Consider the following 26,678-nt stretch of genomic DNA (forward strand, 5'->3'; position numbering starts at 1 on the left):
TAATATTCTAACACGTTCAAATCCGAATGTCATGTTGACAAGCGCCTGCTTGAGTTGCGCCAAGCCGACTTGCCGCGCCTCGGACCGTACGCGGGGTGAAAAATAAGGCACGCGGGTTTCACGTGCCTTATCTTATCGCTTGATGCTGTAAATTTATTCGGATTTGCTTTGCTCGATCAGGAACTTAACCGCCTTGCGAACTTTAAGGTCGGAGGCGAGGCTCTCCAAGTAACCGTTCGAAGCAAAGATGTTGCGAAGCTCGTCGGCAGAACGGTTGTACATCTTGGACAGGTTCTGCAGCTCTTCTTCCATGTCCGCGTCGGACACTTCGAAGCCTTCGACTTTAGCGATTTCCTCGAGAACCAAGTTGTTGCGAACGCGCTTCTCGGCGTCGGACTTCATTTGTTCCCGCAAGGCAGCTTCGTCTTGACCGCTGAATTGGAAGTACAATTGAAGGTTCATGCCTTGCATCCGCAAGCGGTTTTCGAAATCCTTAAGCATGTTGTCGATTTCGTTATTGATGAGCACTTCAGGCACTTCAAGTTCTGCGCCTTCGGAAGCTTTGTCCACGACCGCGTTCTCGCGAACCGTTTCCAATTCTTTCGCTTTGCGCTCTTGGAGTTTGCTCGTCAAATCGGCTTTGTATTCGTCCAGCGTGTCGAACTCGCTGACGTCTTTCGCGAACTCGTCGTCAAGCGCAGGCAAGTTCTTGCGTTTGAGCTCGTTCAATTTGACTTTGAACACGACCGGCTTACCGGCCAAGTTCTCGGCATGGTAGTTCTCCGGGAACGAAACTTCGATGTCCTTCTCTTCGGCGATGTTGAGGCCGACGACTTGATCTTCGAAGCCGGGGATAAAGGAACCGGAACCGAGCTCGAGCGTGTGGTTCTCGCCTTTGCCGCCTTCGAACGGAACGCCTTCCAAGAAGCCTTCGAAATCGATCACCGCGTGGTCGCCGAGCTGAGCAGGACCTTCGTCGACGACGACAAGTTCCGCATGGCGCTGTTGGAGACGGTTAAGTTCGGCGTTGATCTCTTCTTCGCCGACGCTCGCGTCTTCCGCGGGAACGACTAGGCCTTTGTACTCGCCTAGCTTCACTTCCGGTTTAACGGTAACTTTAGCTTTGAACTTGAACGCTTGTCCTCTGCCGAATTGCTCGACGTCGATATCGGGACGGTCGATCGGCTCGATGCCCGTGTCTTCGACGGCTTTCGTGTACACTTCCGGCAACAGAATATCGATTGCGTCTTGGTACAAGCTTTCGATGCCGAAACGGGCTTCGAAAATACCGCGCGGCACTTTGCCTTTGCGGAATCCAGGTACGTTCACCTTCTGAACGACTTTGCGAAACGCTTTATCCAATGCGGACGCGACTTGCTCTGCATCGACCTCGACTTCAAGGACCCCGATGTTCTTCTCTATTTTTTCCCAATTAGCTTTCATATTATGCTTTCCCCTCCGTAGCTTCTTGCCGCGATCATGCGACCATGACATAAACCATTCCATTATAAAACAACATTGACCGCCATTCAAGAAAAACCTATAAGCTAAGATTTCCGGGGCTCCAACGCATACTGCCGCAGCCACCTTAACGCCTGCTCATATCGGAATCGCAGCTCGGCCGTGATCCCGTATTGCTCTCTAATCCATTCGTCGTTCAGCTTGCCTTGCAGCTTCTCGAGCAGCAACTGATGGAGGGCCGCCGCCCACAAATCGGATGCGCTGTCGGCGTCGTCGATCATGCTTCTATACGTCGAAGTTCCGTACGCGGATTGCACGCATTCCTTCCACATCTCTTCCGCGAAATAGCTGAGCGTCGGATCCGATACTTCCGCCGCTTGATGGACTCGATCCAGCACTTGATGAACGCCGGGAGGAAACTCGGAGAACGACATCGGCGTATCCCCCGCGTCCACGCTCAAGCTCTCGCCGTCTCTCCAGAGCGTCACCGGTCCGGCGCATCCCTGTTTCCTAAGCGCCTGCAGCGCTTTGAACTGGATCGAGGGCAAATACGGCTCTCTTGCCAACCATTGCTTCAGCGCGTTCTCGATATCCGGATGTTCCACGTGCATGAGTTGGCCGAGAGCAAGCAATTGCTGTTCGGGATCGTCAACGTTGTAAAGCGATGCAAGGAGCTTAGGTATGTAATCGACGTCTGACTGGGCGCGGCCTTGAACTTTGCGCTTCAGCCAATCTTCCTCTTGCTCGTCTTCTTCGTCGTCTTCCGCTCCGAATCCGTTCGGGGCGATACCATAAACGGCTTCCGGGAACGCGGCGTCCAACCAGCCGAGGAGCGCTTGCCATTCCGTGTGATGGCGCTCCGCTTCGCCTCGGCATTGAAGCAGAAACTCGAGCAAACCTTTAGCGTCGCCGTAACGCTCCGTCTCTAACATCTTGGTCAATTGAATCTGATAGTAGTCAAGCGTCTTCGGAAATAAGACGAGATTATCTTTATGTTGCTCCGTCATGGGGCTATCCCCCTTCCAAGCCGCGACCGCGGCCATCTCCGTTCATCGCATTATAGCACGAACGGCATGGCAAATGGAAAGGAAGCGAAGCGCGCGACCGGCGTGGTCACATCGGATGCCGGCATCCCGCGGCTTAAATCCGGCTTACCGGACGCGACGCCAAGATCCGATCGAGCGCGAACGTGCGATAGGCGTGCTTGACCGTGTCGAACCCCTTCAACATCCCATGTTCGACTTGCCGGACGCTGATCTGCCTCTGCGTAATATTCCCCTTGCTGTCCTGATAAATGAGCTCGACAATCCGACCGACGCTTCTCTCGATCGACATTGGATTCGCCTCCGTACGGGAACATTTGTTCCATTATATAACGAACATGCGTTCTTATCAAGCCGAGAGTACCGAACCTAAAGACCTATTAAAATTATCAAAAATGTAGCGAAGGTTACAGAAATCGTCACTTTTTGAGTGTTACACTTCCTATAGACAAAAAAGATAGGATGGATAAACCCTATGCTCATATTGCCCGTTGAAAAAGTAGTAAACGGAGATTTGCTGGGACGCGGCATTTACTCTCCGGACGGCCGCCTCATGTTAAAGGAAGGCGTGGCTTTAAACGAGAAGCTCATCGAAGGAATCAAGCGATTGGGCCAAAAATATATTTTCGTAGAGCTAACGGCGCATCGCGCTTCGGAAAACAGCGATTTAAATAAGATCAGCCATCTCATGAATCTCACGGAAGAAATCCTCCAGCAAATTTTTCAAGCGGTTCGCCAATTGAACAACATTCCCGTTCGCCCCTTATTGGAATGGGCAGACCACGTTACGGAAGTTTTCGCGAACGACTCCGATCTGACCATGAGTACCAAAGACCTATCGACCGATCCTGCCGAACTGATTTCCCATAGCCTTAACGTATGCTTCCTCTCCCTAATAACCGCCAAGACGCTCGGCTACAACAAAAAACAGCTGGAGGAAGTCGCGATCGGAAGCCTGCTTCACGACATCGGACTCGTGCTGCCCCATGACGGCTCGCTGATGATGCATCATCCGATCATCGGCTACGATATGCTGAAGAAAGTGAAAGGCATTCCCGACGGCGCGCTCAGGATCGTGCTCCAGCATCACGAGCAAATCGACGGACACGGGTTTCCGTTCGGAATCAGTTATTCGAATTGCAACGAAGCGGCGCAGATCTGCGGCGTCGCCAGCGACTTCGATTATTTTATGAACGACAAGACGGCATCGCGGCTTCCCGCGGAAGGAATCGACATGGTCATGTCGAAAATAGATACATCCTGCTCCTATGCGGTTGCAAGAGCCTTCATCAAAACTTTCCAGCCTTATCCCGTAGGTACGATGGTCGCGCTGACCGGCGGACTGACGGGACGGGTGACCGCGATCAACAAAGCGAATCCAAGCAGACCGGTCATCGTGCTGGACCGTTGCAACACGAAGGTCGATCTCATGGCGCATACGACGTTCCAGATCGAAAAAGTTCTTATGTACGATTCAATTGGAGGGTGAGAATATTGCCGATCGATCGTCAGAAGCTGCAGTCTTCGATTCCGTTTTTCCGCGAGATCGATCCTGTACTTCTGGACCGCATGGCCCCCTACATCCATCAGAAAACGTACCGCAAAGGCGAACTCATCTTCCTCGAAGGGGATTACGGCGACGAAATCTTCTTCATACGCAGCGGCTCCGTCAGCATCTATACGTTCGATAAGTCGAAGAAAGTCATACTCGCCTTCCTCCACGAGGGCGAGTATTTCGGCGAGATGGCCATGATGAAGCCCGGACTCGTTCGATCGGCGACCGCGGAATGTCTCGTGCAGACGAAGCTGTATATTCTGCGCAGGAACGATTTCCAGACGCTGATCGAGCAGGACCGCAACATTGCGTTCCAATTATTAGACTACACGATGGAGAGATTGCGCCGGGCGAATCAGCAAATCTACGACCTGACCTTCCTGAATGTCAGAACGCGTATCGTCAAGCGGCTGCTCCTATTGGCGGAGCCTGGCCTGTCGCAAGGGGCGAACGAATATACGATGCCGCTCAAAATCACGCATCAGCAGTTGGCCGAGATGGTCGGGGCGGTACGCGAGACCGTATCCAAAGTGCTGCAGGAGCTGCAGGACGAGGGCGTCATCCAAATCCACGACCGGCACATCAGACTGAACGACGTCGGCGGACTGCGCGCCAGAATCGAGATGGAAGGCTGAACCGCGAAATGATTTTATGCCAATTACAGCCTTGCGAATCGAATTCATTCTGTGTTACAATAGCACTCGCGTGTCCCAGTAGCTCAGCTGGATAGAGCACTCGCCTTCTAAGCGAGTTGTCGGGGGTTCGAGTCCCTCCTGGGACGCCATTAAGCGTCTACCTAATAAGCAATGAACGATAAACCCCCGAGGATCCGGATTCTCGGGGGTTCGTGTTTTTATTCGAAACCGGGCGTCCGTCGTTCATGCCGGTCTATCGGTTATGCGGGCGAGCCGGGCTATTCTGCGCGGGGTGCAGTTCGTCTCGGTTTTTGATGACATTCTTGGCGTAATTGTCGCCTTGGTTGGCATATTTGTTGCCATCGTTCTTCTTAAATTTCTCCGCCATCTGTCTATCTCCTTATCCTCATGTTATGGGTTATGCGTGCTTAAGTGTTGATCCAACGCGTCCTTGACCCCTTCGTGAGCCAGCAATTGCGACGTAAACTCGTCATGGTCCAGCAACCCGACATGATCCGGAGACGAGAAAATCTGCGGCGTAACGTCGGAAAAGGCACTGTGAAGGCTGTTGTCGAACCAATCGACCTCGGTATCCGCATCGTTGACCAGCACCTGATCCAGTCTGTAGTCGCCGTTCGGGCATACGCTGAAATACGCGAGGTATTGCGGATCATCGGTCCGTCCGGTAAACACCTCGACCTCGGCGAGCCGATGTCCCCCGCGGTCTACCACCCGGCTATATCGGGCTTCGCGAAAAGTCGCCATCGCGCTTTCCCCCAGTGTGTCATTGTAAAATGTTCATCGACTCGATATGACGTTTCGTCTCTTCGGTACCCAGCTCGTGCAGCAAGCGGTAAACGTCCCGGATCAATCCGTCGTATGTCTCGTCCTCCGGGGGATCGCTTACGAGCGGATTTCTGTCGAACGTAAAGGCTCCCGCTTCGTCCGTGCTGGAAGTTTCCTCGAACAGCTCCTGCAGCTTGTTAAGCTCCTCTTCGTTCGCGCGAATGACGAGCTCGAAAGGCGCCGCTTCTTTGTCTTCCAGCACTTGTCCCGCCCCTACCGAGACGTAATACGTCTTTCTTTCGTGATCCGGCACACGAGCTTCAGTCATTAGGCCACGGGGCTCCTTTCCCGGTATCGTACCGTTTCCGTAATGTATTTTCTCCCCGAGGACATACATTTTATGCCTTATTTCGCATATCATCTGATGAGGTGAAGTCGTATGTGTGGAATAACCGGCTGGATCGATTGGAACGAAGATCTAACGAAGCAGGCGGATACGATCGAGAAAATGACCGAAACGTTGGAATTGCGCGGTCCGGATGCATCCGGCACCTGGCTGTCGCGGCATTGCGCGTTCGGGCATCGCCGGCTCTCCGTCATGGATCCCGCTGGCGGGGCGCAGCCGATGATACGGAGGGCGAAAAACGCGGATCACCACGATTGCATCGTCGTCTACAACGGTGAACTATACAACGCGCCTGAGCTTCGCAAGGAGCTGGAATCGCTCGGCTACCGCTTCCGCACGACTTGCGATACGGAAGCGCTGCTGCTTGCTTACGTGGAATGGGGATCGGAATGCGTCGAGAAGTTCAACGGAATATTCGCCTTTGCGATCTGGAGAACCGACGAGGAGAAACTATTTATGGCACGGGACCGGCTTGGCGTCAAGCCGCTTTTTTATCGCCGGGAGGAAGGTCGTCTGCTGTTCGGCTCGGAGCCGAAGGCGATATTGGCCCATCCGGACGTTCCCGCCGAAGTCGACGCGGAAGGTCTCGCCGAGCTGTTCGTCATCGGTCCGGCTCGTACGCCGGGGCATGGCGTATGGCGGGATTTCTTCGAGCTGAAGCCCGGACACTGCATGCATTACGACCGGGACGGCATGAGAATTACCGCCTATTGGCAGCTCGAGAGCTCTCCGCACGAGCATAGCGAGGAAGAAACGGCTGAGCGCGTCGGCGCGCTGCTGTCAGATACCGTCGAACGGCAGTTGGTGTCGGACGTTCCGGTATGCACGTTGCTGTCCGGCGGCCTCGATTCCAGCGCGTTGACCGCTTTAGCCGTCTCTTATTACGAGCGGGAAGGACAAGGCAGCGTCCATACGTTCTCCGTCGATTACGTGGATAACGACAAGCATTTCAAATCCCACGACTTTCAGCCGAACGCCGACGCTCCTTGGATTACGAGAATGATCGAGCATCTGAACACCGTCCATCATCCCGTTCAGTTCGACACGCCCGAATTAGTGGACGCTTTGGAAGCGGCCGTATTGGCGAAGGATTTGCCGGGCATGGCGGACATCGACGCTTCGCTGTATTTATTCTGCCGAGAGATCAAAAAGGAAGCTACCGTCGCGATTTCCGGCGAAGCGGCGGACGAAATATTCGGCGGATATCCGTGGTTTCATCGCGAGGAAGCGCTGCAGGCGGAGACGTTCCCTTGGTCGCTGGCGACGGGAATGCGGGCAGGCTTGCTGTCGCCGGAGCTTCGCGAGAAGCTGCAGCCCCAGGCTTACTTAGCGGATCGGTACGCGCAGGCGATCGGCGAAGTTCCCGAGCTGCCGGGCGAGGACGAGGCTCGCAGGCGCATGCGCCGAATGAGCTACTTGAACGTTACCCGGTTCATGCCGACGTTGCTCGATCGCAAAGACAGGATGAGCATGGCCGTCGGCTTGGAAGTGCGCGTCCCGTATTGCGACCATAGGCTCGTCGAGTACGTCTGGAACATCCCTTGGGAAATCAAGACCGCGGGCAACCGCGAAAAAGGCATTTTGCGCAAGTCGCTCGAAGGCGTTCTGCCCCACGACGTTCTCTACCGCAAAAAGAGTCCTTATCCGAAGACGCATAACCCGAACTACTTAACGGCCGTGCGCACTCGATTGTTGGAGAGGCTTGACGACCCGTCTTCTCCGCTGCTGCCGCTCATCAACTCCTCCCGCGTGCGGGAGCTGGCTGCCAATCCGGACGCAAGCTCGCACTTGCCATGGTTCGGGCAGCTCATGTCCGGCCCGCAGCTGTTCGCCTATTTGCTGCAGATGGATTTCTGGCTCAGGCACTATAAGGTTCGGATCGTGCTGTAAGGCGCGTTTGGTTGGCTGGGCTTCTTTTTATCGACATCCCCTTCGCTCAGGGAGCAAGGGGGATCGGTGTTATATATGGCTGCGAAGCCCCTTGCATTGATATCCCCTTCGCTCAGGGAGCAAGGAGATCGGTGTTATATATGGCTGCGAAGCCCCTTGCATCGATATCCCCTTCGCTCAGGGAGCAAGGGGATCGGTGTTATATATGGCTGCGAGGCCCCTTTCATCGATATCCCCTTCGCTCAGGGAGCGCTCGCGCTCGTTCCGCGCATTTAGTGACATCTCGTGTGCTTATTTCCTCGTGACTCGGTCTTTCTGAGCATTTAGTGACACCTCGTGTGCTTATTTCCTCGTGACTCGGTCTTTCTGAGCATTTAGTGACACCTCGTATACTTATTTCCTCGTGATTCGGTCCTTCTGAGCATTTAGTGACACCTCGTATACTTATTCCCTCGTGACTCGGTCTTTCTGAGCATTTAGTGACACCTCGTGTGCTTATTTCCTCGTGACTCGGTCCTTCTGAGCATTTAGTGACACCTCGTATACTTATTTCCTCGTGACTCGGTCTTTCTGAGCATTTAGTGACACCTCGTGTGCTTATTTCCTCGTGACTCGGTCTTTCGGCGTATTTAGTGACACTTCGTGCGCTTATTTCCCTTCCTGAGCGACGGGGATATCGTTATAATGTCGCGTACTCCACCCTGCTCCTGAGCGACGGGGATATCGATGTAAAGGCATAAAAATGGACCGTTCGCCTGCACTACATGTGCTGGAGATACGGTCCTTCATCGTGTCTATTCCGTTACCTCGATCTTACCGATTAGCTCCGCGAGCGCTTTGCCCCGATGGCTGATCGCGTTCTTCTCCGCGACGGTCAACTCGGCCATGCTTCGGCCATGCGACGGCACCCAGAAAAGCGGGTCGTAGCCGAAACCGTCGGCACCGCGAGGCTCGCGCAGAATATAGCCCTCGACCGTGCCCTCGACCTGTACAATGCTTTCGTCGGCGGGATCGTACAGCGCGAGCGCGCATACGAACCGCGCGGCGCTTAGCGCTTCCGCCTCTCCCGCGCCGCCGGCGTCCGCCTTAGCGCCGACCGATGCAAGCTCCGCGAGCAGCTTCGCGTTGTTCTTCGCATCCGTCGCGCCTTCGCCGGAATATCGCGCCGAGTAGACGCCGGGGGCGCCGCCGAGCGCGTCGACGCACAAGCCCGAATCGTCTGCCAGCACGGGTAGCGATGCGATTTCGGCGACTGCCTTCGCCTTAATGAAGGCGTTATCCGCGAACGTCTCGCCGGTCTCTTCGATCTCCGGTATTCCCTCGAAATCGCGCAAATCTTTGACGTCGATGCCGATCGCGCCGAACGCTTCGCGAAACTCCTTCGTCTTGCCGCCGTTACGGGTCGCGATCAACAGCGTTGCGCCGCGCCGGATCATGCCTTGCCTCCGCCGATCCGCGCTCCCGCGTCGCCAAGCGTATCTTTCTGAAGCTCGATCAACCGCAGAATGCTTTCCTCCGCAAGCTGCAGCATGCCGTCCAGCTCCGAGCGGGAAAACGGGGCTTCCTCGCCCGTTCCCTGCACCTCCACGAACGCGCGCGAGCCGGTCATCACCACGTTCATATCGACCTTCGCTTTGGAATCTTCTTCGTAGTTCAGATCCACGATCGGCTCATCCATGACGCCAACGCTGATCGAAGCCAAATAGTCGGTTAACGGATAACGTTCGAACTTGACCGTAGCGTCAAGCTTATGGATCGCCAGCGCGAGCGCGATGTATGCGCCGGTAATCGAAGTCGTCCGCGTACCGCCGTCCGCCTGCAGGACGTCGCAGTCCAGCGTAATCGTCCGTTCGCCGAGCGCGTTAAGATTGACGACGGAACGAAGCGCGCGCCCGATCAAACGTTGGATTTCCATCGTCCTTCCGGTTAGTTTGCCTTTGGCGGATTCCCGTTGATTGCGGGAATGCGTAGCCCGGGGAAGCATCGAATACTCGGCTGTTACCCAGCCTTTGCCTTGCCCTTTCAAGAAAGGCGGAACCCTCTCTTCGACGCTTGCCGTGCATAACACTTTCGTGTCTCCCGCTTCGATAAGCACCGAGCCTTCCGCGTATTTATTCGGGTGAAGAGTGACCGAGAAAGCTCTCAGGTCACGGGGTTGTCTGCCATCGGATCTCATGATCATCATTTGCCTCCCACGTACTGAATCTTCCCCATTCTACCAAAGTCTCGAAACAAAAGCATCCAGCGCGGATTCGGTTCTACTCGCATGAACTCGCCCGCGTTTGGCAACAATTGGGTTACATAGCGAAAAACGCCCCCGACCGGCATAACCGGCCGAAGGCGCATAGGGATCATTGTTCCAAGGCATTAACGGCCGACGGACGGAGCACCGGTTGATCGTAAGGCCGGTCTTCGGAATCCAAGAACGAATCGTCTCCGTTCATGACGACCCGTACTTGAGGCGCGCCCGTCGCTTCCGACAACGTTAGAACGAGCGCCTCCATCGTCTCGGCCGGGACGTCGGCTTTCGCCTTCAGTTCCTCGTCTTTAAGCGAGACGTTCACGGTGTCGGCAAGCAAGCTTAGTTGCTCGATCGTCATCGCCGTCTTGAAAACAGGCTTAAGCGTTGCCGTATCGGACGGTCCCTTGATGAGTTGCTCCAGCGCGGCGCGAGCGCGATCCGGCGTTCTATCGATGACCCGGGTGACCGGTACGAAATACCCTTCTCCCGCTTCCGATTGCGAGGAGAAATAGAGCGTGACCGCCATCGAACGATTAATGTCCACGCCCTTGGCCTTCTCGACGTTAATGCCGATCGCGCGCGTTAAGATGTCGTACACGGGCATGCGGGAGGAAGGCAGGCTGCGAAGCGGCTGGCCGCCTACCGACAACTTCACTTTGTTGATGCCCGGTAGCTCGGTCATCGTCCACACGATCGCTTCAAGCAGGTGGCGTTCGTCAGCCGCGATCATACCCGGCATCGGACCCGCGAAGTCGATGTTCATTAAACCGGCGGATTCGTCGACGTTAATGCTTTCCGCTGTCAACCCTGTCGGCAGAATAGCCGAAAATCCTTCGGGCAGTTGATCTTTCAGCTTGTTGTCCGACGTCATCCAAGCGAGCGCTTCCTTCGCGACCTCGCCGGTAGACTCGCCGGTCAAATTAACGCCCAGCGTCATCGGTGCCAAATATCCGTTGCGGTCCATAAGATATACGGTAAGTTGATCCTGGCTTACAGACGCGTTATCGGCTGTCCCGCTGATTTCCTGCAGCATCGCGCTCTCGATGTCTGCCGGCGGAGGATCGATCGCCGCCTGTTGCCCGCCGTTATTGCCGTTCTGCGCGCAAGCCGCGATCAGCGGGAGCAGCAGCAGGACCGACGCCGCCATTTTCCGCCTGATGAACCGATCGATATTCGCTTTCATGTACTATTCCTCCCGCTAGGGATCGCCGTTAATTCGTCTCCCTAATTAATAGTACTATGTATACGAGCCCCCTGGACAAATATGTATGGTTTGTCCTTAAGACAAGAGAGGTGTTGTTCATGTCAGAGCCTAACGTCTACCGCCTGAACAGCAAATTCGTCGCCGAGTCGACCGAGCAGTGGCTCTCGAAGCGCGGCGTATCGAAGGAACAGATCGGGCAATTGGTCATGCTGCTGCAGAAAGACTACTTCCCCGAGCTGACGCTCGCCGAATGCGTGGCCAGCGTAGAACGCGTCCTATCCAAACGCGAGGTGCAGAACGCCATCCTGACGGGCATTCAGCTCGACGTGCTTGCCGAGGAAGGCAAGCTGCTTCCCCCGTTGCAGGATATGATCAAATACGACGAAGGGTTGTACGGGTGCGACGAAGTGCTCGCGCTCAGCATCGTGAACGTCTACGGCAGCATCGGCTTCACGAATTTCGGCTACATCGATAAATTCAAACCCGGCGTACTCAAAAAATTGAACGACAAAAGCAGCGGCCAAATTCATACGTTCCTCGACGACATCGTAGGCGCGATCGCGGCTGCGGCGTCGAGCCGGCTTGCGCACCGGAAACAAGCGGAGCGCGAAGAGCAGCAGCAAGCCAAGAGCGTCGGGAGCGATTAACGGTAACCACGGCATAAACGAAAGGAGCAGATCGCGGATCTGCTCCTTTCGTTTATCGACGTTCGTATCGAACGACTCCCGCTTCCTCCGTTCGCCTGGCGACGCCCCGATGCTCGAGCATGATCAGATGGGCGATCGTCTCCGCTAGCGCGAACCTAAGGTTATGCGCGTTGCCGCGCAATCTTGCTCCGAACAGCATTTCGCACATCTCGAACGCGGTGACGGTGGAATCGCCCATAAGCTCGGCCATTCCGGACAGACGACGCTCATGGTGATCGAGCAGCTGCGCCACGCGTTCGCGGAACGCCGCGAACGGCTCGCGATGCCCCGGGTATGCCATATTGACCTCGAGCGTACGCATGGCGGCGATGCTGGATAGATAGGAATCCAGCGGATTCGGATCCGCATTCGGCATCCAGCCGATATTCGGCGAAATATCCGGCAACACTTGATCGCCGCAAAGGATGCGCCGTGAATCCGGATCGTAGAAACTCAAGTGCCCCGGTCCATGACCGTCCCCGCGAATCAAGCGCCAGTTCGCGCCGCCCATGCGAAACTCGCCGCCCGGCTCGAGAATCCGTACGTCGGCCGGATGAGGCGCGACCCTGGATCTGAACGATACGAGATGCTCCCGCATGTCCGCTTCTAGCTCCGAAGCGAGCCCGTGTGCCAGAAAAGCGTTCGTCAGCTCGCCCGAGAACGATTCCCGTTCTCCCCACAGGCGGCGAGCCGCATCAAGCGCGACCTGCGAAATATAGACCGGTGCACCGCCGCTCCGCTCTTGAAACCATCCGGCCAGACCGTAATGGTCGGGATGGTGATGCGTCAGCACGACTCTCCGAACCTGAGACCATGCGATTCCGCATTGGCTTAACGTCTCTTCCCAATAGGAGATCGTATCTGCCGTCCTCAGGCCGGGATCGACGACGGTCCATCCTCCGTCCTCTTCCGGCAGCAGGTAGCTATTCACCCGCTTCAACGCAAAAGGCAGCGGCACCCTTGCTTGAATCCAGCCGCCGGGCAAGCTCGCGTAATCCATTTTATCATTCATCTATCTTGTGCCACTCCGTCTCCCATAGCCTGCTTGCTCCAATCTCATCGTACCCGAATCGGTTTAGGTTGCCAAGCCGTTCGCTCGGCGGATGGTTACCTTTCACCTGCAGATAAGCCGACCCGTCACCTTTAACGCGGTTATACCCCAACTTCCCATCCTCCCCGTCCCAATGTGATAGGGGCAATCACCGATAGATATTCGTCCTCATACAATGGAGTATTCTCGCGAGCCCCCGGGAAGGAGCCTATCAAAGCCTTGCCATGGCAATCGAACGGTGGAAGGAGTAAGAGAATGTCCACCCCAAAAATCGATGTCCACATCATCAGTTCGAGCATGTTGTCCGACAATGTCCTGATGCTGGCGGAGTCGCTGATGAGAACGTGGAAAATTCCGGCCCAGCAACAAGTTAATGTTCAGTTCGGTTCATTCCGCCACTCCGTTACCCTCGTCCCCGTGCCGAAGTTTAACGGGTTGCGCATGAGCCAGACGCTTGCGAGGCGGATGGGAATTTACGCCGGAACTCCGATCCGCCTGCGTTATCAGTCGAGCTCGCGAACGCTGTCTCTGGGCCCGGTCATCGGCGTGCTTGTCAGCAGAGACCATCCAAGCCATCCCGACAAGCCGTTCGGCGACATCACGATGTTCTGCCGGGAGTTGACGGACGCATGCCGGGCGCAAGGCGCTTACGTCTATTTCTTTACGCCAGGCGGAATCGGGTCCAATCTCTCGTCCGTCGACGGATGGGTGTACGCCAGAGGCTGGCACCGCCTGACGCTTCCCGCTCCGGACGTCGTGAACAACCGTCTCACCCAGCGGAAGCTGGAAAACTTGCCGATCGTACAGCAATTCATCAGAGAAATCCGGCAAAAGTACAACTCTCACGTATTCAACGAGAAATTCCTCGACAAGGCCGAAGTATTCGACGCGCTGAAGAGAGACGGCTCGCTACTCAAGTATTTGCCCGAATCGCACTCTCTTCATAACGTCAGCCAGCTCAAAAGCATGTGCTCCCGTTACAGCTCCGTGTTCCTTAAACCGGTCAGAGGAAGTCTCGGCAAAGGAATTATTCGCATTACGCGAATCGGCCCCGATAATTGGATGGCGTCTTTCGCGACGATGGGCGGTACCCGAAGACAGCCGTTCGCCAGCTTGACGAAGCTATTCGCCGCGATCGCCCCGAAGATGAAGCAGACCAAGTATCAGATCCAGCAAGGGCTGTCGCTCATCGAGGTCGGCGGACGCCCCGTAGACTTCAGGGCGCTTACCCAGAAGAACATGACCGGCAAGTGGACGCTTACTTCCATTGTCGGCCGCACGGCGGGCAGCCGTCACTTCGTCTCCAACCTGGCGCGCGGAGGGACGTTATCGAAGGTCAAGGAAGCCGTCTCCAGGTCCAATTTGCCCGTCTCGCAGCGAGGCAGCGCATACTCGCGTCTTCAGAAAGCCGCGTTGGACATTGCCAAGGGCATCGATACGCACGTTCCGGCGCATTTCGCGGAGCTTGGCATCGACCTCGCATTGGATACGGGCGGCAGAGTATGGCTGCTCGAAGTGAACTCCAAGCCGTCCAAGAACGATAATACACCTTTAACCGAGGGGAAAATCCGCCCTTCCGTGCGGATGATCATTCAATATGCGCGCTACATCTCCGGTTTCTAGAACGGCCGTCCGCGAGGAGCTCTCGCGCGTGCTCGGCGTGCTCGTGTGCGAACGGGACGGCTCCTTGCCTTTCGCCGAGGACGCGTACATTCGCAGGCTCAGCCTCGTCGCGCAACGGTTCGGCATATCGCTCGTCGTTTTTGCGCCATGGACCTGGAACGCACGCAGCAACTCCGTCAACGGATGGAGCTGGAGCAAACGCGAACAGCGCTGGATGCCGCGGGTTAGCGAGCTGCCCCGCGTCGTCTACGATCGCGCTTGGCCGAGTTCCGAAACGGAGAAGCGGCGTTTTCGGTCTGCGCTTGATCGCATAATCGCCGTTCGGCCGCTCACATTCTTGAACAGCCGGCTGCCGCACAAACGGATAATCGGCGAGTTGCTTTCGCGAGAGAAGAAGTTCTCGCCGCTCGTTCCTCCGACCGCCGCGTACGAGGGAACGAACTCGCTTGTCGGATGGCTTCGCGAGCATGGCGACTCGGCTTTCCTTAAACCGGCGGCAGGCAGTCAAGGCAGGCGGGTCGTCGCGTTCGAACGCGCCGCCGACGGCTCGGCCTTATTATCCGGCCGAACAAGTAGCAATCGCCCGTTCGTTCGCTCCTTCCGAAGCGAACGCGACGCCCTCGCCCGTCTTCATCGCTGGATCGGCTCTCGCGCTTATATCATGCAGCCCCTGCTCGAGCTTCGGACCGCCTTCGGCGAGCCGTTCGATCTAAGGGCGCTTCTGCAGAAGAACGAGCGCGGCCGCTGGACGATAACCGGGGTCGCGGCCCGCATCGGCTCGCAAGGAACGGTGACCGCCAACTTGCACGGAGGCGGACGAGCGGAACCGGCAAGCGCGGCGCTAAGCCCGCTATTCGGCTCGGAGAAGGCTCGGGCGCTCGAACAAGACATTCGCGGGGCAGCGCTGGCGCTTGCTGATTGGTTCGAAGAGACGCTCGGCAGATTCGCGGAGCTCGGACTTGACTTCGGCGTCGACCGAAGCGGAAAACTTTGGTTTCTGGAGGCAAATTCCAAACCTGGACGCATGGCGATGAAGTTCGCCGGCGACGATGCGGCCGAGCGAGCCCTCGCTATGCCGTTGTCCTATGCCAGCACAATTCTGCTTCGACCATCTGGGAGGGTAATTCATGAGTTTGACCCTATGTAACGTCCATTTCACGCAACAGCCCGAGCGGATCGTATGGTTATCCAGCCCGCTTGCGAAGCTGTTAAAGCTGAGCGGACGCAAATCAGTTAACGTGAAGCTCGGACGGGATACCGTTCCCGCCACCGTAAGGACGATTAAACGCAAAGGCAATCACGTCTATATGTCCGCCGGATTACGGCGTTCCGTAAGGGTACCGAAGTCCGGTAACGTCTTCGTCTCGGCTGACGACGGCAACGAAATCCAGCTCGGACCGTTAATCGGCGTCCTGACCGACGGCGGTCGCTCGCAAGTCGCGCCCTTCGGCGACAGAACCGGCTTCGTCCGCGAATTGCTCCGGCTTGGGCAAAAGCGCGCCTATTTCTTCGCCTTTACTCCCCGCGACATCAACTGGCAGCAAGAAACCGTCAACGCCTGGTTCCTCGACGGCGGCGGAGGTTGGGTGAGAAGAGTCGTGCCGCTGCCCGACGTCGTCTACAACCGGTTGACCAGCAGGCGAGCCGAGACGACGATGCCGATCACGTCGCTGAGGGAACGATTCCTAAGAAAAAGAATTCCGTTCTTCAACTGGAGCTTCTTCAACAAATCCGACGTTTATAAGCTGCTCGATAACGACGTGGAGGCGCTGCGCCACTTGCCAGAATCGGTGAATAATCCCACCCCCGAGCGAATCAGGGAGCTGCTGGAGAAGCACCAATTTCTTTACTATAAACCGACCGCCGGCAGCTTGGGCATCGGAATCTATCGATTAACCTATCATCCGCGAAGAGGCTATTTCGTTCGCTATCGCCGGAACGGCGGCAACGTGCTGCTTCGCTTCAGCAACTTCGCCAGCCTCATGAAGATGCTGCGAGCCAGGCATGGCAGCGGGCTAAGCAGCTACGTCGTGCAACAAGGCATCCGGCTCGTCGAGATCGATAGCTGCCCGATCGACTTCCGCTTCCACATGCACAAGGACGGCAATAACAAATGGGTCGTCGCCGGCATCGGCGCCAAGAAAGCCGGACGAGGCAGCGTTACGACCCATATTAAGAACGGCGGATCGCTCATGACGCCGGAGCAGGCGCTCAGCAGGACGTTCGGCGACCAAGCCGACACCGTGCTGCAGAAGGCGAAAGGGATCGCCGTTAAGCTGTCCGAAGCGATCGAACGAAACTACTCGCATACCCTCGGCGAGCTTGGCCTGGATATCGGCATCGACCGGGACGGCGAAGTATGGATGTTCGAGGCGAACGCGAAGCCGGGCCGGTCGATCTTCAAGCATCCGGCGCTGAAGGAGCAAGGCAAGGCGTCGCTTCAATATATTCTGGAGCATTGCTTGTATTTGAGCAAATTCCGCAGGAGGGATGAGGCTTGATCATTCCGAAGTCCCTTGAAGCCGAACCGAGAATCGTGGAGACGAACGCGGACCTTCCCGTCGTCGCCATCCTGACGATCGACGACGATCTGCAGATGTTCCGGGGCAATCGGAACAACTTCGCGGATTTACTGAAAACCGGCAAGAAGATGGGCATTCTCACTTATGTGTTGACGACCAAGGACCTTAAGCTGTCCGCCCCGAGGGTTCTCGGCTACACGTACGACTCGTCGCGGGAAACTTGGCATTCTGCCTGGTTCCCGCGTCCGACGATCGTATACAACCGGATCCCCCAACGCGAAGACGAACGGCTGTTAAGAGTGAAGCGCAAGCTTGCCGCGATCTCCAAGCATCCCGGCATCAAGCTGTTCAATCGGCGCTTCTTCAACAAATGGTCGCTGTTCCAATGGCTTCACCAGAGCCGATCGACGCGCCAATATATCCCGGTGACGAGACAGCTGACGCGGTCGGGCGTGCTGACGGGACTGCTGCGCAAACACCGGCTCCTGTACTTGAAGCCCGTAAGAGGCAAAGCCGGCGTCGGCATCATGACCGTTAGGGTGCAGCCGGAGAAGAATATGCCTTATCGGCTGCAAATCCAAGAGGAGAAAGGCAGTTCGACGTACAATTGCACGACGCTTAAGCGTCTGTGGGGGAAAGTGCTTAAGCAATCGGCAGCTCTTGGAGAGCCCTATATCGCGCAGCAGGGCATTGCGCTGGCCACGGTCAACGACCGGCCGTTCGATCTAAGGGCGCTCATTCAGAAGAACGGTCTGGGCAAATGGGAGCTTACCGGCGTCGGCGCAAGAGTCGCCGGCGATTCCAGCATAACGACCCATGTTCCGCGCGGAGGGTATATCGAAGATCCCGAGCGGCTGCTGACTTCGATATTCGGCCGGGAGAAATCGGCCAGAGTATTGAGCAAAGTGCGCGATACGGCATTGACGCTCGCGCGGCAGATCGAACGTTCCTCCCATACCCGGATGTGCGAGATGTCCATGGATCTCGGCGTCGACACGACCGGTCACGTCTGGTTTTTCGAAGCGAATTCCAAACCGATGAAGTTCGACGAGCCGCACATCCGCAACAAATCGCTCGAACGGATTTTCCAATACAGCTTGTATTTGCATCAGCAGAAGAAAGAATTCAAAGGGGGCGCAGCCTTGTGAGCGTCATCTTGGATTATCGGTTGCTCAAGCCCGAAGAGTGGGAGAGCGGACGGTTTCAATTGCTTCGCTTCGTAAGACGCCACGGCGAACGCAGAATTACGGCGCTCGCCTGGCAGAAGCTGCTGCTCGTGAGCGAAGCGGAGCTCGCGCAACCGGGAACCGCGATCGCGGTCGCCTATACCCAGGGCGGCTGCCCGGCGGGCGTCGCCTTCGCCGTCCAATTCGGCGAATCCGCGTGCCTGGTCACCGTGCATCCCGCCCTCAGGGGGCGCGGCGTCGGGCGCAAGCTGCTCGGCGTATTGGCTGAGCCTTGGGGACGGTTGACCTGCAACGTTGCCATAGACAACGCGGCGAGCGTAGCGATGTGCTTCGCCGCCGGACTCGTCGCCGTCGGGCTCGAAACCGGTCCGACGGGCAAGCCGACGCTTCGATTCGTACGAAGCAGCCAAGAGGACGGCAACGCTCAAACCGATGACCGGTCGATCTCGGACGTCGTCTTCGGTCATCGCGCGGACGACGATACGCAAGCGTTGCCGGCAACGCCCGCGCGGAGGTGACGACAGCATTGTCTCAGCCCGTTCTAGGCATTCTTACTTTATATTTGAACGACAGAAAAACGCTGGAGGAACGGCCGGTATACGAGAAAATGATCGCCGCGGGCAAACGGATCGGCATTCATGTCTTCGTCTTCACCCCGCAAGACGTCGATGACGGCGCCGGCCGGATCAACGCGCTGCACTTCAAGCCGGAGACGAGAAGCTGGAGTCGCAAGTGGGTGAAATTCCCCCACGTGATCTACGATCGATGCCGCATTCAGCGCAGCCATCGGTTCCAAGAGCTGCTCGCTTTCCGACGACGCTACTCGCATCTTACGTTCCTTAATCGTCCGCTGCGCAACAAATGGACGATATACAAAACGCTATCGCGCGTACCCGCGTTCCGCAACCATTTACCCGCCACGAAGCTGTATCAATCGACCGAAGACGTGACGTCGTTGCTTCGCAAGTATGCTACGGTGTACGTGAAGCCGATCAACGGCACCGGCGGACGCGGCATTCTGCGCATCGACCGCAGGTCGGAAGGCTCCTATTTATTGCAAGGACGCAACCATTCCCGGGGAATCGTAAAGCCGAAAGTCGTGTCCGGCCAAAGCTTGGCGCCCGCGATCCGGAGCTGGGATATGCACGGAGACCGATACATCGCCCAACAAGGGCTTAACATCAAGCTGCCTAACGGGCGCGTGCACGATTACCGAATGCTCGTGCAGAAGAACGGCTCCGGCGCGTGGGAAGTGACGGGATGCGCCGGCCGGATCGGCCCCGCGGGCAGCATCACTTCGAATTTGCACGGCGGCGGGCAGGCGGCTTCGATGAATGCGTTGCTTCGGCAATGGGTCGGCAGCGAAGCGCAAATCTCGCAGATCAAGTCGACAGCCGAAAAGCTCGGCATTAGCGTCGCTAGACACCTGGAGTCGACCTACGAGGCCTTGTGCGAGCTTGCCCTCGACCTTGCGATCGACCGTAACGGAAGAATCTGGCTGCTCGAAGTCAATCCGAAGCCTTCTCGCGAAGTGTTCAGCAAGGCGGGCGAACGCGACGTCTACCGCAAAGCGATCGTTCGTCCCATCGAGTACGGACTCTGGGTGTATCAGCAGCGCAGGGTCTCGCACGGCCACAAATCGTCTTTATCGGCCGAGCATCGGAACGCAAGCTCCGGACAGCCTGACGGAAACTATCAACCGCAGGCTTTGAACTTGGAAGCTTACGGCGTATATTAATCGAAACAGGGAGGTGTCCCAAAAGTAATGTTAACAACTAAGGGATACCCCCTTTCTTTTCTATCGGCTTTGTTTTTTACGGAGATGTATCTCGTTCCGATTGCTGTTAAAATCAGGGGATTTGGAATTTGGAATTAGGATTTACAATAACATCCCCGGATTTCAAAGCCAAACGCTTCGCTCCTGCCGGCGGTTCACCTGAAAATGACGGGTTCCCGGACAGCTTTAGCGATTTGACGGGAAATATAGAAACGAAGAAACCGTTTCTTTCGTAAATAGTGGGTCGCACTTCCATTTTATCAAAAAACGGGTTCTTTTTGACTTGTAAAAAGGCTATTTTTCTATCGACAAAAAGGAAAGGAGTGTATCTCGTGGACAGCGGCCAGACTTTCGTACCATCAACCGTATTAACTCCGAACGGATGAAGTCCGTTCTGGAGTCGGTCTTTACGGTCGCTTGCAATTTTTCGTAGACGAGAAGTACACCGAGCTGGATCACTATTTCGTCTACGGCATCAAGATCGAAGCAAACGCAAATCGCTATTTATTCGATTGGGGCAAAACCGTCGTCAAGCAACAGGCCGAACTGGCGAGTGAAGGTCCAGACTTTATTCGCTGTATTGACGCGTCCGAGCTTGAGGACGAGAAAGAACACGAGGAGCAGACCTTGCAGAGCTTGGTGAGGCCGCTCAAGTAAGAAAGCACGTAGAAGACGGATAGCGGGTTCGAAGTTCGCAATCGGTATTACCGTAGCCTAAGTTGCGAAGGGTGTCTGCTAAAGTCTGCATGCACGAAGTCCGGGAATCAAGAAGTCAGTGTCAGTCAAAGGTATAGGCGTTACAAAGAGCAGGTACTAGAGAAACTCCGGCGCGAGGAAGGCTATGCATTATCGGTCAAACGAATGATCGAGCCGGAAAGTGTGTTCGGGCAAATGAAAAACAACCGGGGATTCCGGCCTTTTCTGCTTTGTGGCTTGTCGAAGGTAAGCCTGTAGGTCGGGTGGCTTTCGCTTGCACATAATTCACTAATAAAAGCAGCAATAGACAAAAAAACATGAGACGGCGGCACAGGGATAACCACTCTGTAGCCGCCGTCTTCATAAATATCTAGGGTTTTGTCGCAAGTGAGCTGTTCTCAAAGCGAGCTAAACATCCTTTTGGAACAGCCCCATTATTTAATCAAATTACTTTTACCAATTTTGTTTTATGAAGTGGATCCCACGGTAAATGTACTCGTCCATGTCCATTGATCTCCAGTACCTGACAGATCAATAGATGCCCAACCGATAGATACGCCAATACCGCCCATCCAGCTAGGCAAATGTGAATGTCCATACGCTGAACCAAATACCTCTGTTAGTCCTTGCCTTGTTTTAGCAATTCTCACTTCTCTTTCGAGATATCCATAATGGTTGCCTTCTTGACTTGCTAAGTCGATCTCTGCAGATACACCAGCAGGAATGACTTGTGTAAGAGACATTCTGCTCGTGTGAGAGTAATACCCACCGTCTTCATACCTACGGTAATCATAACCAGAAGTTCCCACTGGTACGGAAGTATCATTCCAAGAGATTGCAATGTCGTCTACGTAGACATAATTCGGTTTAGAAGACCAATTAAATGTAGTTCTATATTTATACTTATACTCTGTTGTGGTTGTCCCTAAGTAAGTCAAGACACCGGCACCAGACCATTTCCCATCAGAAGCAGTTCCCATGGAGAGTACATTTACTTCTCCATTAGACTTAGGGAGGCCTTCTGTAGTAGGTGTGCTGGCTACCAGACTATCATTAATTATTTCGGTAGTACCATCTTCGTGAGTAACAGTGTGTTGGTAATCTCCTACAGTTACTTCGACTTTTCGGCCGCCTTCCTGAAGTAGAACGAATTCGAAATCGTCTGGATATTCTTCAATGTCTTTGTCTTTAAAATTCAATTGTTTCAAAATCTTCTTTCGATCCTCTTTACTTAATTTTTCGGGATGTGGAACTCCCTTAATTCTTCCATCGTTTAAGAAAGAGACGACTGTGGAGCCGAATTTCTCACTCTTGAAGACGACATTTGGATCTTTTTCTTTTGCCTGAACACTGATTGTTGGGATAAGTATAGCTGCTGAGACAATTGTTACTGATAGAACAGACAACGATTTTTTGAACATAATTTCCCACCTATCTTTTGATTTTTTTGGATCTGCATTGTAAAATATCATAAATAGTACACATTTCTCCATTCTTTAGGGGGTGAGAATAGTGAATTTTAGTAAAAATTTAAAAATGCCTACCATTTTGTTAATTGTAGTTATTTTTATGTTATTCTTAACAATGACTTTAGTTCAGAAGAAGACAACAGGCGAGATTGCAAAAATAATTAGTGCCGATGTTGAGAATAAATCGATATTAATTGTTAATTTAGGCGGACAAGAAAAAAACATTACGGTCTCGAATGATGATTTGAAGATTATAGATTTTGGTAAAACATATTTCATTGAATATCGGTCATATTTCGGAAAGAAGCCTAAGCTTTTGACTTATCAACTTATTGACTACTCGTCCCCATAGAATCAACCCTCTAGTCTTTCCTAAAAGCGATGATATGTGTATCAAATACCATATTTTGTGAATAAGCTCAGCCCCTCCAGAACGCAGATCGGGTAGATATTCGGAGTAATCATGAGAAAACACGAAAACGGCCTTGTCGCAGTTAAAGCGAACAATGGCCGTTTTTCATATTGTTCCATGCAACGAAAATCGTCGCTCACGCCTAAATATAACTCAAAATCAGATTTGTATTTATAGGGTAGTATCTTCAGTAAATCGGATTACCAAAGAGGTTTGGCTACTCTCTTCCTGTATTAGTGCGGAACGCAGGAATTGAAGTCGTAGTTACTGGAGAGATCCGCATAATAGAACATGGCGTCGCCATCGCGAAAGTCATAGGTGTTTTCGTACTCGATGTATTGCGTATTCCGGAACCCTTCCATTGCCCATTGGTTATCAGTAGACTCTTTTGCTCTTCTTCCTCGACTTCACTTCTCCCGCCGAATCGGCGATCCTCTGCCGCGGTGGCCACCAGCAATTCCGATACACCCCCTACGACACCTGGGCGTCCCTCCAGCGGACGGCGGGAGTAGCTGATCCAATCGAAGCTCATGTCCAACGAGAAAAGTTTCGGTCCTATCCACGCGGCGAAGGTTGCCGCTCCAACAAATCCAGCAGCTCCGGGAACGCGCGAATGACTGCATCCGAGCCGTCCAACTCGCCTTCGCGCCGGAATCCGGCGTAGTCGCAGCCGACGACGAACAGTCCGTTCTCCTTGCCCGCCGCCACGTCCGACGAGCGGTCGCCGACCATCCACGCCGACGTCGCGCCGAACGTATCCAGCAAGCGACGGACGAGATCGACTTTGGAGGACGTTCCGAACTCCCCCGCGCTGTACATTCCTTCGAACAACTCCCCGATCCCTCTCTCGGCGGGAACGCCTTTCACGTACGTTTCCAATCCGTTGCTTGCGATGAATAGACGAATTCCGCGGCGACGGAGCTCCGTTAACGTCTCCGCCACGCCCGGATACAGCGAACCGACGCCCTTCGCCAATTCCTCCATCTCGTAACGGAGCATGAGCTCGTTGGCTCTCTCGTGGGCCTCGGGCGATCCGTCCGGCATGACCTGCTTCCATATATCGGACAGCAGCATGCCCAGCGAGCCCAGTAATCGATCGATCGGAGGCGCGGTTTCCCCGTATAATCCTTCCGCGTGAAGCTGGGCGAACAAACGGCGATGCACCGTCGTGAGCAGCGTCTCCGTCTGGAAGAGCGTGCCGTCCAGATCGAAAATCATCGCATCCGGACAATCTCGTGCATTCCTAGCGTTCATAACAGGCTGCCTTCTTTCTATTGCTATAGTTGCTCTCCCCAACCTATTTTACCGTTTAACGGCTTTATTGATTACTCGTTCTACGCGTTTGCGCTTGCTGTCCTTCTCGATTTCGGTCAGGCGATCAAGCAACGTCTCGTTGAACGCCTCTTTGTTCCCCGCGTGAATGAGCGTAAGAGCGTTCTCCGCGTACATCGGCAATTGGTTCGTCGGACAGCTTCTAAGCTGCGCGAGGAGCATCGGGAACGTCTCTCTCGCATAAGCTTCGATCGCGGACAACTTAATCAAGATGCCGACGGCGTGATCCTTCGCGATTACCGATCCGCTATCGGCGGCTTCCATGATAACCGGCAGCTGACGGTATATCAGCTCCGGCGAACAAGACGCGACCGCATCGAGCGCGGTCATCGCGCCCCAGACGAGACGATTGTTCTTATCGCCAAGCAACGCGGCGAACGCTTCCGCATGCTCCGAGATGAGCGAAGGTTCCATCGCGCCGATCTCATAGAGCACCTTAATGCTGTCGCATCGAACGTCTTTGTTCTTAACTAGCAGCAAACCGACTAACTCCCGGACCGCTTCCGAGTCGCCTGACCGGGCGATTTCCCGTGCCAATGCGATGTTCGGCTCCTCGTCTTTGCGTCCCTGCGACGACGCCAGCTTCTGAATGATCGGCATGGCGCCTGCCCCCCTTCTTTAGCTCGACTTCACATCCCTATCGTCCTCGCCCGCCAATTCGACTCGGTTGCGACCGAGTCGCTTCGCCCGGTATAGCGCATCGTCCGCCTTCCGGTATAGCTGCTCCGAGGTTTCCGCCATTGCCGGATAAGTCGCTACGCCGATCGAGATCGTCACGCGATTCCCCGTCGGACTTGCCGTATCCGCCATGTACGAACGAACGGATTCCGCATCGTTTAACGCCGCTTCGGCATCGTCGGTCGGCACGAGAACGACGAACTCTTCCCCGCCCATCCGGCATACCACGTATTCTTCGCCGAACAATCGCTTTAACGCCTCCGCCAGAAAACGCAACACCTCGTCGCCGACGTCGTGTCCGTACGTATCGTTCACGCTTTTGAAATTGTCCAAATCCATGATCAGCATCGAGAACGGCAGCCTTTGCGAGATGTGATGCGCGACGAACTGATCCAGCGTGCGGCGATTGAACAGTCCGGTCAGCGGATCGGTCTGCGCGTCTCTCTTCAAATGCTCGAACTGAAAGCGGAAATGCCGGACCGCTCTGCCGAACGCCTTATGAAGTTCGTTCGCCTCGTAATTCCAATGATGGATGCTCGGGAAAGCGACTTTGCCGCTATTCCGCGACGACAGTTGGACCGCGAACCGCGCAAGGACGGAGAACGGGGATGCAAGCTTGCCGATGAGCCAATAGATGACCCCTATGAACAGAATAAGCGCCGGGAGCATGTAAAGCATTAACTCTTTGACGAGCCCGCGAGCCGAGTCGACGACGATTATGTTCGGCGTTTGAGAGACGATGCCCCAACCTGCCGAGGAAATGTAAGTGTAGCTGGCCAACATCTTAATGCCGCGCGAATTAGTCGTCTTTTGCGTGCCGCTGCGGCCCTTCATCGTTTCCTGGACAATCTCGCTGTACGTAATATCCTCGCCGATTCTCGTCTTATCCGGATGATAGAGCAATACACCCGAGCTGCCGGCTACATAAGCATACGATCCATCCTCGTGGAACGGGGCATTGCCCAGAATCTTCTGGAAAATGCTCGTCTCGTGCAGGCGGATCGACCCGCCGATAAAGCCCGCGTATTCGCCTTTCTCGTCGTAAACGGGGTGGCTCACCATGACGATCAATTTATTCGTCGTCATGCTCATATACGGCTCCGACACGAGCGGCTTGCGCTCTTCGAGCGCTTGATTCGCTCCTACCGAATCGATCTTCGTTCCGATATTCTCTTCCTTCGCGTTGGAGCCTTCTACGAGTATGCCGTCCTTGCCGATCAGGAATACGGCGTTGAAGTTCCGGTGCGTGCGCTGGAAGAGTTCGAATCTCTCGTGGAGATCGGAGCGGCGTAAATCTTTCGACATTTCCCGTCCGAATTCATCCAAGCTATCGAACAGGGAGTCGAACAAGCCGTTTACCGTATCCGCTATTTTATCGGTGTAAATCCGGTTCATCTGATAGGTCGTTCGCGTCAGCGAATCCTTCTGGCTCTGATAGCCTACCACGGCGCTGATGATAACCGTGACGAGAACGCTGAACAGTACGAGCGCGTTTACCGCAAATCGAAGCGTAAATCCCTTATTCTTACGCATTCTTCATCTCCTTGACTATGATCTATTTGGCTATTCGACAACGATCGACTTTTCCCCTGCTTCCTCATGTGGGAATATCCTCAGATCGACCTGGGTAATAAGGTCTGAACCGTTGTCGTTGCCGCATACAATAGCGGTGATGATTTCTCGTATAGCGGCGCGCCAAAGCGCCAACTTGGAGGAGGATGCCGAACTATGTACGATTCGCAATGGCGTGATTGGAAGCCCTACGTCAGTCCGAACGATCCTTGTCCGCCGATCAGGGTCAAATGGTATATCGTGCCGCCGAACCAATTCATTCCGTACCAGCCGATGAATTTGCCGCAGTTCCCGCTAGAAGAAGCTTTGCGGCGAGGAACGCTATGGCCCGCGCTTTACAGCCCCTTCACGTCCAGACGCTCCGTCAAAGGAGGGAAACCGAATGGCTGAGCATAACGAACGCGAGGAACGCGCCGATTCTCCTAAGAGCAAACGCGCGGAGAATGCCGAT

Annotated in this window: 28 protein-coding genes, 1 tRNA gene and 1 pseudogene; 15 read left to right on the plus strand and 15 right to left on the minus strand. The window is 54.9% G+C overall.

What is annotated here, in order from left to right:
- Window positions 1-153 precede the first annotated feature (153 nt).
- From tig to COHPA_RS0106345, 3 genes are all read right to left on the minus strand, one after another.
- On the minus strand, window positions 154-1,443 hold the full coding sequence (tig, locus tag COHPA_RS0106335; RefSeq protein WP_027085360.1) for a trigger factor: 1,290 nt from the start codon (window positions 1,441-1,443) through the stop codon (window positions 154-156).
- A 104-nt stretch (window positions 1,444-1,547) separates the two neighbouring features.
- On the minus strand, window positions 1,548-2,468 hold the full coding sequence (locus COHPA_RS0106340) for a hypothetical protein (protein ID WP_027085361.1): 921 nt from the start codon (window positions 2,466-2,468) through the stop codon (window positions 1,548-1,550).
- A 133-nt stretch (window positions 2,469-2,601) separates the two neighbouring features.
- A complete protein-coding gene (locus tag COHPA_RS0106345) occupies window positions 2,602-2,796 on the minus strand; it encodes a hypothetical protein (protein ID WP_027085362.1) in 195 nt (64 codons plus the stop codon).
- A 183-nt stretch (window positions 2,797-2,979) separates the two neighbouring features.
- Between COHPA_RS0106345 and COHPA_RS0106350 the strand changes: the two genes are divergently transcribed.
- From COHPA_RS0106350 to COHPA_RS0106360, 3 genes are all read left to right on the plus strand, one after another.
- The gene (locus COHPA_RS0106350) at window positions 2,980-3,993 is read left to right on the plus strand and encodes an HD-GYP domain-containing protein (protein WP_027085363.1); all 1,014 of its coding nucleotides are present in this window, start codon (window positions 2,980-2,982) and stop codon (window positions 3,991-3,993) included.
- 5 nt (window positions 3,994-3,998) lie between these two features.
- Complete coding sequence (locus COHPA_RS0106355) at window positions 3,999-4,694, plus strand: Crp/Fnr family transcriptional regulator (RefSeq protein ID WP_027085364.1); 696 nt, start codon at window positions 3,999-4,001, stop codon at window positions 4,692-4,694.
- 72 nt (window positions 4,695-4,766) lie between these two features.
- Window positions 4,767-4,843, plus strand: a tRNA-Arg gene (locus tag COHPA_RS0106360).
- Between the two features lie 104 nt (window positions 4,844-4,947).
- On the opposite strand, the gene COHPA_RS26235 is transcribed toward COHPA_RS0106360, so the two are convergent.
- From COHPA_RS26235 to COHPA_RS0106375, 3 genes are read right to left on the minus strand one after another with little or no spacing between them, the layout of a single operon-like run.
- Window positions 4,948-5,082: a hypothetical protein gene (locus tag COHPA_RS26235; RefSeq protein WP_281173006.1), complete on the minus strand. Its 135-nt coding sequence runs from the start codon at window positions 5,080-5,082 to the stop codon at window positions 4,948-4,950.
- Between the two features lie 23 nt (window positions 5,083-5,105).
- Window positions 5,106-5,459, minus strand: a complete 354-nt coding sequence (locus COHPA_RS0106370; protein ID WP_027085365.1) for a hypothetical protein — start codon at window positions 5,457-5,459, stop codon at window positions 5,106-5,108.
- A 19-nt stretch (window positions 5,460-5,478) separates the two neighbouring features.
- Entirely contained in the window at window positions 5,479-5,808 is a 330-nt protein-coding gene (locus COHPA_RS0106375) for a hypothetical protein (RefSeq protein ID WP_027085366.1), read from the minus strand.
- A 111-nt stretch (window positions 5,809-5,919) separates the two neighbouring features.
- On the opposite strand from COHPA_RS0106375, the gene asnB reads away from it, so the two are divergent.
- Window positions 5,920-7,776, plus strand: coding sequence for an asparagine synthase (glutamine-hydrolyzing) (gene asnB, locus COHPA_RS0106380; protein WP_027085367.1), 1,857 nt, complete (start codon window positions 5,920-5,922; stop codon window positions 7,774-7,776).
- Between the two features lie 794 nt (window positions 7,777-8,570).
- Here asnB and COHPA_RS0106385 read toward each other — a convergent pair.
- From COHPA_RS0106385 to COHPA_RS0106395, 3 genes are all read right to left on the minus strand, one after another.
- Entirely contained in the window at window positions 8,571-9,212 is a 642-nt protein-coding gene (locus COHPA_RS0106385; RefSeq protein ID WP_027085368.1) for an XTP/dITP diphosphatase, read from the minus strand.
- Complete coding sequence (gene rph / locus COHPA_RS0106390) at window positions 9,209-9,952, minus strand: ribonuclease PH (RefSeq protein WP_156926740.1); 744 nt, start codon at window positions 9,950-9,952, stop codon at window positions 9,209-9,211. Before rph ends, COHPA_RS0106385 begins: the two co-directional genes overlap by 4 nt.
- 175 nt (window positions 9,953-10,127) lie before the next feature.
- Window positions 10,128-11,201, minus strand: coding sequence for a GerMN domain-containing protein (locus COHPA_RS0106395; protein ID WP_027085370.1), 1,074 nt, complete (start codon window positions 11,199-11,201; stop codon window positions 10,128-10,130).
- A gap of 119 nt (window positions 11,202-11,320) precedes the next feature.
- Here COHPA_RS0106395 and COHPA_RS0106400 point away from each other — a divergent pair, with 119 nt between their 5' ends.
- Entirely contained in the window at window positions 11,321-11,869 is a 549-nt protein-coding gene (locus COHPA_RS0106400) for a phosphatidylglycerophosphatase A family protein (protein ID WP_027085371.1), read from the plus strand.
- 52 nt (window positions 11,870-11,921) lie between these two features.
- Here the strand turns inward: COHPA_RS0106400 and COHPA_RS0106405 are convergent, their stop codons facing one another.
- Both COHPA_RS0106405 and COHPA_RS25470 read right to left on the minus strand, forming a co-directional pair.
- On the minus strand, window positions 11,922-12,920 hold the full coding sequence (locus tag COHPA_RS0106405) for an MBL fold metallo-hydrolase (RefSeq protein WP_027085372.1): 999 nt from the start codon (window positions 12,918-12,920) through the stop codon (window positions 11,922-11,924).
- Window positions 12,913-13,071, minus strand: coding sequence for a hypothetical protein (locus tag COHPA_RS25470; protein ID WP_156926605.1), 159 nt, complete (start codon window positions 13,069-13,071; stop codon window positions 12,913-12,915). The genes COHPA_RS0106405 and COHPA_RS25470 overlap by 8 nt, the downstream gene beginning before the upstream one ends.
- Before the next feature lie 143 nt (window positions 13,072-13,214).
- Here COHPA_RS25470 and COHPA_RS0106415 point away from each other — a divergent pair, with 143 nt between their 5' ends.
- The 8 genes and pseudogenes from COHPA_RS0106415 to COHPA_RS26410 form a co-directional block, all read left to right on the plus strand.
- Window positions 13,215-14,582 (plus strand): YheC/YheD family endospore coat-associated protein, encoded by a 1,368-nt coding sequence (locus COHPA_RS0106415; protein ID WP_027085373.1) that lies wholly within the window; start codon window positions 13,215-13,217, stop codon window positions 14,580-14,582.
- On the plus strand, window positions 14,557-15,729 hold the full coding sequence (locus tag COHPA_RS0106420; protein ID WP_084760418.1) for a YheC/YheD family endospore coat-associated protein: 1,173 nt from the start codon (window positions 14,557-14,559) through the stop codon (window positions 15,727-15,729). Before COHPA_RS0106415 ends, COHPA_RS0106420 begins: the two co-directional genes overlap by 26 nt.
- Window positions 15,710-17,083, plus strand: a complete 1,374-nt coding sequence (locus COHPA_RS0106425; protein ID WP_027085375.1) for a YheC/YheD family protein — start codon at window positions 15,710-15,712, stop codon at window positions 17,081-17,083. Before COHPA_RS0106420 ends, COHPA_RS0106425 begins: the two co-directional genes overlap by 20 nt.
- On the plus strand, window positions 17,083-18,252 hold the full coding sequence (locus tag COHPA_RS0106430) for a YheC/YheD family endospore coat-associated protein (RefSeq protein WP_245590330.1): 1,170 nt from the start codon (window positions 17,083-17,085) through the stop codon (window positions 18,250-18,252). Before COHPA_RS0106425 ends, COHPA_RS0106430 begins: the two co-directional genes overlap by 1 nt.
- A complete protein-coding gene (locus tag COHPA_RS23040; protein WP_027085377.1) occupies window positions 18,249-18,809 on the plus strand; it encodes a GNAT family N-acetyltransferase in 561 nt (186 codons plus the stop codon). Before COHPA_RS0106430 ends, COHPA_RS23040 begins: the two co-directional genes overlap by 4 nt.
- Window positions 18,810-18,817: 8 nt before the next feature.
- Complete coding sequence (locus COHPA_RS0106440) at window positions 18,818-20,029, plus strand: YheC/YheD family endospore coat-associated protein (protein WP_027085378.1); 1,212 nt, start codon at window positions 18,818-18,820, stop codon at window positions 20,027-20,029.
- Window positions 20,030-20,485: 456 nt separating this feature from the next.
- Window positions 20,486-20,725 (plus strand): hypothetical protein, encoded by a 240-nt coding sequence (locus COHPA_RS0106445; RefSeq protein ID WP_027085379.1) that lies wholly within the window; start codon window positions 20,486-20,488, stop codon window positions 20,723-20,725.
- A gap of 15 nt (window positions 20,726-20,740) precedes the next feature.
- A pseudogene (locus tag COHPA_RS26410) lies at window positions 20,741-21,085 on the plus strand (transposase); the annotation flags it as partial.
- A gap of 146 nt (window positions 21,086-21,231) precedes the next feature.
- Here COHPA_RS26410 and COHPA_RS0106450 read toward each other — a convergent pair.
- Window positions 21,232-22,185 carry a hypothetical protein gene (locus COHPA_RS0106450; RefSeq protein WP_156926606.1) on the minus strand — a complete coding sequence of 318 codons (954 nt, stop codon included), beginning with the start codon at window positions 22,183-22,185 and terminating at the stop codon, window positions 21,232-21,234.
- A gap of 91 nt (window positions 22,186-22,276) precedes the next feature.
- Between COHPA_RS0106450 and COHPA_RS0106455 the strand changes: the two genes are divergently transcribed.
- The gene (locus COHPA_RS0106455) at window positions 22,277-22,585 is read left to right on the plus strand and encodes a hypothetical protein (protein WP_027085381.1); all 309 of its coding nucleotides are present in this window, start codon (window positions 22,277-22,279) and stop codon (window positions 22,583-22,585) included.
- Between the two features lie 615 nt (window positions 22,586-23,200).
- Here COHPA_RS0106455 and COHPA_RS0106465 read toward each other — a convergent pair.
- The 3 genes from COHPA_RS0106465 to COHPA_RS0106475 are packed head-to-tail and all read right to left on the minus strand — an operon-like array spanning window position 23,201 to window position 26,188.
- Window positions 23,201-23,899 (minus strand): HAD family hydrolase, encoded by a 699-nt coding sequence (locus COHPA_RS0106465; protein ID WP_027085382.1) that lies wholly within the window; start codon window positions 23,897-23,899, stop codon window positions 23,201-23,203.
- Window positions 23,900-23,947: 48 nt separating this feature from the next.
- Window positions 23,948-24,577: a hypothetical protein gene (locus tag COHPA_RS0106470; RefSeq protein ID WP_027085383.1), complete on the minus strand. Its 630-nt coding sequence runs from the start codon at window positions 24,575-24,577 to the stop codon at window positions 23,948-23,950.
- 18 nt (window positions 24,578-24,595) lie between these two features.
- A complete protein-coding gene (locus tag COHPA_RS0106475) occupies window positions 24,596-26,188 on the minus strand; it encodes a sensor domain-containing diguanylate cyclase (RefSeq protein ID WP_027085384.1) in 1,593 nt (530 codons plus the stop codon).
- Window positions 26,189-26,383: 195 nt separating this feature from the next.
- Between COHPA_RS0106475 and COHPA_RS0106480 the strand changes: the two genes are divergently transcribed.
- A complete protein-coding gene (locus COHPA_RS0106480) occupies window positions 26,384-26,617 on the plus strand; it encodes a spore coat associated protein CotJA (protein ID WP_027085385.1) in 234 nt (77 codons plus the stop codon).
- Window positions 26,618-26,678: the final 61 nt, after the last annotated feature.

This window comes from Cohnella panacarvi Gsoil 349, assembly GCF_000515335.1.
GTDB classification, from domain to species: domain Bacteria; phylum Bacillota; class Bacilli; order Paenibacillales; family Paenibacillaceae; genus Cohnella; species Cohnella panacarvi.